Source organism: Roseovarius sp. MMSF_3350 (assembly GCF_030733425.1).
In the GTDB taxonomy this organism is placed as follows: domain Bacteria; phylum Pseudomonadota; class Alphaproteobacteria; order Rhodobacterales; family Rhodobacteraceae; genus Roseovarius.
On record NZ_JASHIZ010000030.1, the window covers coordinates 22,662 to 29,907 of the forward strand.

At 67.3% G+C, this 7,246-nt stretch carries 5 protein-coding genes; 4 read left to right on the forward strand and 1 reads right to left on the reverse strand.

The annotated features are described in order from the left end of the window. Positions 1-201 precede the first annotated feature (201 nt). The 4 genes from RBB31_RS19810 to murF all read left to right on the forward strand — a co-directional run bounded on the left by RBB31_RS19810 (position 202) and on the right by murF (position 5,757). Entirely contained in the window at positions 202-786 is a 585-nt protein-coding gene (locus RBB31_RS19810; protein WP_306130981.1) for a hypothetical protein, read from the forward strand. Further along, complete coding sequence (locus RBB31_RS19815; protein WP_306130982.1) at positions 771-1,907, forward strand: hypothetical protein; 1,137 nt, start codon at positions 771-773, stop codon at positions 1,905-1,907. Before RBB31_RS19810 ends, RBB31_RS19815 begins: the two co-directional genes overlap by 16 nt. 700 nt (positions 1,908-2,607) lie before the next feature. Continuing rightward, positions 2,608-4,179 carry a hypothetical protein gene (locus tag RBB31_RS19820; RefSeq protein ID WP_306130983.1) on the forward strand — a complete coding sequence of 524 codons (1,572 nt, stop codon included), beginning with the start codon at positions 2,608-2,610 and terminating at the stop codon, positions 4,177-4,179. Positions 4,180-4,287: 108 nt separating this feature from the next. Further along, the gene (gene murF, locus RBB31_RS19825; RefSeq protein WP_306130984.1) at positions 4,288-5,757 is read left to right on the forward strand and encodes a UDP-N-acetylmuramoyl-tripeptide--D-alanyl-D-alanine ligase; all 1,470 of its coding nucleotides are present in this window, start codon (positions 4,288-4,290) and stop codon (positions 5,755-5,757) included. On the opposite strand, the gene RBB31_RS19830 is transcribed toward murF, so the two are convergent. Then, positions 5,715-7,246: CapA family protein (locus RBB31_RS19830; RefSeq protein ID WP_306130985.1), on the reverse strand; the 1,532-nt coding region annotated here is incomplete at its 5' end. The two genes, murF and RBB31_RS19830, sit on opposite strands and share 43 nt — an antisense overlap.

A 7,246-nucleotide genomic window follows, 5' to 3' on the forward strand; every position in this document is an offset into this window, starting at 1 on the left:
ACTACTACCTGCCGACCGAGAACGGCTCGCTGCACAGCATCGTGTACAGCAACGGCCCGGTCGTCGATGGCGACCCGACCGAAGGCGGCGGCCTTGGCGCCGGGTTCTCGGAGGAGGGAATCGCGGCGGCGGTGCTCGGTGGCATCGGGCTGGCGGCGGTGGCCGCGAGCGGCGGCAGCAGCGCACCGTTGGATGATACGGATGCGGACGCCGATGCGGATGCTGACGCCGACGCGGATGCCGATGCTGATGCGGACGCGGATGCTGATGCTGACGCCGACGCGGATGCCGATGCCGATGCTGATGCGGACGCCGATGCGGATGCCGATGCTGACGCGGATGCTGACGCTGATGCAGATGCCGACGCGGATGCTGACGCAGATGCGGATGCAGATGCCGACGCGGATGCTGACGCAGATGCGGATGCAGACGCTGACGCAGACGCGGATGCAGACGCTGACGCAGACGCGGATGCTGACGCCGATGCGGACGCAGATGCTGATGCAGACGCCGACGCCGACGCTGACGCAGATGCGGATGCCGACGCAGACGCTGACGCAGATGCGGATGCAGACGCTGACGCCGACGCGGATGCTGACGCCGATGCGGACGCAGATGCGGATGCAGACGCTGACGCAGACGCGGATGCGGATGCCGACGCGGATGCGGATGCTGACGCAGATGCGGACGCCGACGCGGATGCGGACGCCGACGCGGATGCTGACGCGGACGCAGATGCTGATGCGGACGCCGACGCGGATGTCCAAGGCTTGCTCGATCCGGTGATCGGCGCCGGAGGGCTGCTGTCGGGGGTCACCGATAATGGTGGGCTTCTGGGAGATGTCACCGGCTCGGAAGGGCTGCTTGGTGACCTGGTCGGTGCCGACGGCGCACTTGGCGAGCTGGGCGATGACCTGTTCGGCCAGCCGATCCTGGGCGACGGCGTGCAGGGCGACGAGACCGGCCTGCTTGATGGCGTGGTTTCGGATAGCGGCCTGCTGGGCGACCTGACCGGAAACGAGGGCGTCCTGGGGGATGTCACCGGGTCCGAGGGCCTGCTGGGTGACTTGCTGCAGAATGACGGTGCGCTGGGCGAAGTGACCGGTTCGGACGGACTGGTCGGTGACCTGATCGGCACCGGGTCCCTGGGCGAGAACGGCATGCCGGATGACGGCATGGGCGGCGACGGGCCTCTGGACGGTCTGATCGGTGAGGACGGCGTGTTGGGCGGTCTTACCGGAGACGATGGTCTGCTGGGCGGTCTGCTCGGAGGCGATGGCGGCCCGCTGGACGGCCTGCTGGGAGGAGACGGCGGCCCGCTGGACGGTCTGACCGGCGACGACGGCCTGTTGGGCGGTCTGACTGGTGAGGATGGTCTGCTGGGCGGTCTGCTCGGAGGCGAAGGTAGCCCGCTCGACGGCCTGCTGGGAGGAGACGGTGGCCTGCTGGATGGTCTGACCGGTGAAGCCGGCCTGCTGGGTGGTCTGACAGGTGGCCTGCTGGGTGGCGAAGGCAGCCCGCTGGATGCCTTGCTGGGCGGTGAAGGAAGCCCGCTCGACGGCGTGCTGGGCGGCGACGAAAGCCCGCTTGACGGCCTGCTGTCCGGGCTGACCGGTTCGGATGCCGGGCTGCTGGATGACGTGGTGTCGGACGGCGGATTGCTGGGCGATGTCACCGGCAACAGCGGCCTTCTTGGCGACGTGACCGGCAATGACGGCCTGCTGGGCGAGGTGATCGGAGACGAGGGTCTGGTGGCGGACGCGACCGACCTGGTGCTGATCACCGATGGCGACCCGGCGGGCGGCGGCGGACTGCTGGGCGGTCTGACGGACGGCCTGCTGGATGGCGGCCTGCTGGACGGGCTGACCGGCGGGTTGACTGGCGGGAGCGACGACACGGCCATCTAGCGCCAAGAGAAAGTGTTTCCGGGCGGATCTGCCGCCCGGAAATCATCCGAAAGGGGCGTGGACACGCGCAGACGAGAACCCGGGATCGCTGACCTGACAGACAGGGAGGCGTAGGAGGAGGCCCCCTGAAAGCCTTCTCCGAGCGCTGGGACGCCCCGTACCGGAGGCGCCCCAGCAGAGAGGCGGATTGTGCCACCCCCCACCACCACTCACCTAGCATGGTCCGCCTCTCTCCATCGAAAGAAGGGAATTACCAGGTGAGGTGATGCATCGCAGTGTTGGGCGAATGATCGCGCAAGTCCAGAGAAATAGGGGGAAATCGCGCAGGCGAGGCGGCGCGGGAAGGCGGTGGAAACTGCGTTCGGGGATCCTGTCAGGCCTTGCAGTCCTGGGTTGATCGGCAAAAGCTTTGCATACCAAAGGCTTGCAAGTTCTCTCCGATCGAGGGGCGCGTCACGTGCGGATGCCGGTGGTGTGACAGAGCTGCGACAGATGGTTTCGCGGGCAAGCGAAAAACAATACGAAAGATCTATCAATACATACTAAAAATATTGACAATATACTTATGGCGTTGAATTACATGCATAAGCTCTGGGTGAGGGTGAGGCCCATCACGGGCCGCTGATAAATGGGAGTGTTAAAGAAAATGGCGAACAGAACGATTCAAGCGTCTCCGGACCAGGCCCGTGTATTCCTGAACATGGATCAGACCGGTCAGGAGAAATACGTACGGACGGGCGATGACCTGGTGATCGACTTCGGCAATGGCAACACGGTGACGGTCAAGGACTACTACGTTCCGACCGAGAACGGGTCGCTGCACAGCATCGTGTACAGCAACGGCCCGGTCGTCGATGGCGACCCGACCGAAGGCGGCGGGCTTGGCGCCGGATTCTCGGAGGAGGGAATCGCGGCGGCGGTGCTCGGTGGCATCGGGCTGGCGGCTTTGGCGAGTGGCGGAAGCAGTAGTGCGCCGCCGGATACGGACGCGGACGCTGATGCCGACGCGGACGCCGATGCCGATGCGGATGCTGACGGGGATGCGGATGCCGACGCTGACGCGGATGCGGACGCCGACGCAGATGCGGATGCCGACGCTGATGCGGATGCCGATGCAGATGCGGACGCCGATGCAGATGCGGACGCCGATGCAGATGCTGACGCGGATGCAGATGCTGACGCGGATGCGGACGCCGACGCGGATGCCCAAGGGTTGCTCGATCCGCTGATCGGCGCTGGCGGATTGCTGGCCGGCGTGACCGATGATGACGGTGTCCTGGGCGACGTGACCGGTTCGGAAGGGCTGCTTGGTGATCTGGTCGGTGCCGAGGGCGCGCTTGGCGATCTTGGTAAGGAACTTCTGGGGCAGCCGATCCTGGGTGACGGCGTGCAGGGCGACGAGACCGGCCTGCTTGATGGCGTGGTGTCCGATAGCGGCCTGCTGGGCGACCTGACCGGAAACGAGGGCGTCCTGGGGGATGTCACCGGGTCCGAGGGCCTGCTGGGCGACCTGCTGCAGAATGACGGTGCGCTAAGCGACGTGACCGGATCGGACGGACTGGTCGGTGATCTTGTCGGAACCGGCACGCTCGGCGAGAGTGGCACACCGGGCGGCGGCACCGGCGGCGACGGCCTGCTGGGTGGTCTGCTGGGAGGAGACGGTGGTCCGCTGGACGGTCTGACCGGCGACGACGGCCTGCTGGGTGGCCTGACTGGTGAGGAAGGTCTGCTGGGTGGCCTGCTCGGAGGCGACGGCGGCCCGCTTGAAGGCTTGTTGGGCGGCGACGGTGGCCTGCTGGATGGTCTGACCGGTGAGGAAGGTCTGCTGGGTGGCCTGACAGGCGGCCTACTGGGCGGCGAAGGCAGCCCGCTGGGTGGTCTGCTGGGCGGCGAAGGCAGCCCGCTGGATGGTCTGCTGGGCGGCGACGACAGCCCGCTTGACGGCCTGCTGTCCGGGCTGACCGGCTCGGATGCCGGGCTGCTGGATGACGTGGTGTCGGACGGCGGATTGCTGGGCGATGTCACCGGCAACAGCGGCCTTCTTGGCGACGTGACCGGCAATGACGGCCTGCTGGGCGAGGTGATCGGCGACGAGGGGCTGGTGGCGAACGCGACCGGCTTGGTGCTGATCACCGATGGCGACCCGTCGGGCGGCGGCGGACTGCTGGGCGGTCTGACCGACGGCCTGCTGGATGGCGGCCTGCTGGATGGCGGCCTGCTGGACGGGCTGACCGGCGGGTTGACTGGCGGGAGCGACGACACGGCGGTATAAGCCGACCGGACCCCGGCCCCGGAGCGCACGCCGCCCGGGGCCGGGTATGCCATCCGCCGATATGCGCGCGAGATGGCATGCTGCTTTCCGGAGAAGGGAGATGCCTGCATGCCCGACTGGACATTGAGGACTGTCGCGACGCTCCTGCGCGGGGCCGCGTGGATGCATGTCGATGACGAGAGCCGGGTCGTCTCGGGCATTTCGACCTATTTTCCGACCTACCGACCCGGCGATATCGTTTTCCTCAGAACGGGCGAGATGGCCTTTGGCATCACGCCGGAGACATTGGCGCGCGAGGGGCTGCGCCCGCGGCTGGTGGTCGTTTCAGACGAGGTGCCGGCGGCGCTGGAGGCGGAAGCGATTTTGCAAGTGCCGAACCCTATGCAGGCGCTGATGCGGCTGGCGCGAGATGCGCGCGGACGAATCGAGGCGCCGGTCGTGGCGATCACGGGCAGTTCGGGCAAGACATCGACCACGGACCTGACCGCACATGCGCTGCGGTCGCTTGGGCCGGTCTATGCCACGCGCGAGAGTGGCAACCGGCCGAGAGGCGTGGCCTGGAACCTGGGCTGCGCGTCGGAGCGCGACCGGTTCGTGGTGCTGGAGCTTGCAATCGGCGGCATGGCGGACAATTCCAGGCTGGCACGGCCTGACGTCGCGGTGTTTACCAATATCCAGCTGGCACATGTCCTCTATCACCAGGATTTGCGCACGATCGCCAAGCGCAAGGCGCGAATCTTCGAGGGGATGCGCCCCGGCGCGCCGGTGATCCTGAACAGCGGCATGCACGAGGGTGCGTATCTGCAGGAGGTGGCCCGTAACAAGGGGCTGGAGGTGATCCATTACGGTCGCCGGGCGCAGGATCACGTGGTGTTGCTGGGGTTCGATGCCAAACGCGGTGTGGCGACGATCGGCATAGGTGACAGGCGCCTGCAGCTGGCGCATTGTCTTCGGCACGGGCCGCACATGCTGGAGAATTTCATGGCGACCTGTGCGGTGTTTCACGCCCTGGGCCTGCCACTGGACCGGCTGGCAGAGCGCTTTGCGAGTTTTCGCGTCACGCGCGGCCGCGGCGACATGCATCGGCTGCCGGTGCAGGCCGGGGCCTGCGTGCTGCTGAACCATTCCTACAACGCCAATCCGGCGTCGATGCGCGCGGCATTGATCCACCTGCGCAATACGCCCACACAGGGCCGGAGGATCGCGGTGCTGGGGTCGATGGCGGAGCTGGGCGATGTCAGTGCGCAGGAACACGCCAAGCTGGTGGCGTATCTGGGCGAGCTGAAGCTTGACCGTGTCTATACGTTGGGCCCGGAGTTCGATGGCGCGGCAGACCTGCCCGGGCACCGGGCGCTGGGCGGGCCGGAGGGCCTGCGGGAGGTTCTGAAATCCGAAGCGCGGGCAGATGACGTCATCATGGTGAAGGGTTCGAACGCAACGGGGCTCAACCGCGTGGTCGACGCTCTGCTGAAAGAGTGCACGTGCGCAGTTCCCGAAGGGGTGCCGCCGGGCGTTGGCGCGTGGGGCGCGGGGAGTCAGGCGGGTGGCTCTACCGGGATGGGCCGCGGAAACAGGTAGCAGTCGCTGTTCGGTCTTTGGCCGAGGACGCGAAGCTCGATCTGGAGCGCGCCGGGAACGATATGTTCCTGTGCGGGCGGGCGCAGGCCGTAATGATCGTAATAGATCCGTCCCGGCTGCCAGCGGCTGGTGGGTTGCATCCAGTCGCACGGGTCGTGGTCGGTCCCCCGGCCCCATTCGGCCGCTTCCCCGGAACCTTGCGGGATGGCGACGAAGCTGAGGCGGAGGTCTTCCCGGACAGGTTTGGGGCTGGACCACCAGGTCTCGATCCAGAGCATCTGCCGGCAGGTGATGGATGATGGCCGTATCCGCATGCCAAGCAACTGAAGCCCGTTCAGAGACACCGGTGCGATGCGCGCATCGCCGGGAACGAATCCTGCCTGCCCGAGGGCGGCGTCGGGCGTATAAGTTGCCAATACGTCGTGACGGTAGCGGTCGGAGGGCCGGATTGCGGGGGCGGCGGTGCTGCCGGAGCGCGGCGCCGAGGGATCGACCCGGACGAAGGCCTGTTCCGCGTTGCGGGTGAGCGCAGTACCCAGTGCATGGCAGGCACTGTCGAAGCTGTCGATGGCCCGTGTTGCCGCCTCGCCTTCGAGGCGCTGGCTGAAGCCGTCGCCGATACCGACCGGCACGTATTCGACCCATGCGATCCCGGTCTTGCCCAGGCCGAAGCGGAAAAGCCCGCCGGGCCGGAACCACGCGCGCGGCGTGTCGGACAGCAGGGAGCCGGTGCCGTGGATGATCGGTTTCCCGTGATAGAGTTCGATCCCGTGGAGATGCGCGCCGGTGGTGCCGAGCACGCCGTGGGCGCCGGCATCGACCAGGGCGTGGGACAGGGTGCGGATGTCACTGTCCGCTGTCGGGGTGCTTCGCGCGGGCCAATGCGCCGAGACGAGGACGATATCGGCTTGCTTGCCGGCAGCCGCGATGCGTTCGCCCATAACGCGGCGCCAGGCCTGCGGATCCCTGGGGGACAGGTAGGCGGTGCCGAAGCCGTCATCGCCGGCGGCGAAGCGATGCTGGGTCGTGTCGACGCTGAGCAAGGCAACGCGAACATTACCCGCGCGGCAGATGACGGGTGCGAAAGCATCCTGCCGGTTCGCGCCGCTGCCGGTGCTGGCGATGCCGAGCGCGTCCAGAATGCCGTGCTGCTGTTGCAGGGCGGTGGGTCCGTAATCGCCGCTATGGGCGTTGGCCACGGCGACGGCATCGATTCCGGCGGCGGTCAGGACACGCAGCATCTCGGGGCGGGCGCGATAGTAGAAAGGGCCGTCCTCGCCCTTGTCGACGCCCTGTGTTCCAAGAGTGCTGACGACGCAGTCGAGATTCACAACCGCAAGGTCGGCGGCGCGCAGTTCGGGGATGTCGAGGACGTTTTCCGCCCCGAGCTGGGCCGTGCGCATGTGCTGGCGCCGCCCGAGGTTGACCGCGCCGCCCCAGGCCAGCACCGCGTCGGCGGGCAGGGGCAGGTCCCGCGCCGGGGGCGGCG

Excerpts from the sequence above, each read along its gene's own strand:
- RBB31_RS19810 (WP_306130981.1), top strand. The coding sequence starts at position 202 with ATGCGGACGCCGATGCGGATGCTGACGCCGACGCGGATGCCGATGCTG.
- RBB31_RS19820 (WP_306130983.1), top strand. The coding sequence starts at position 2,608 with ATGGATCAGACCGGTCAGGAGAAATACGTACGGACGGGCGATGACCTG.
- murF (WP_306130984.1), top strand. The coding sequence starts at position 4,288 with ATGCCCGACTGGACATTGAGGACTGTCGCGACGCTCCTGCGCGGGGCC.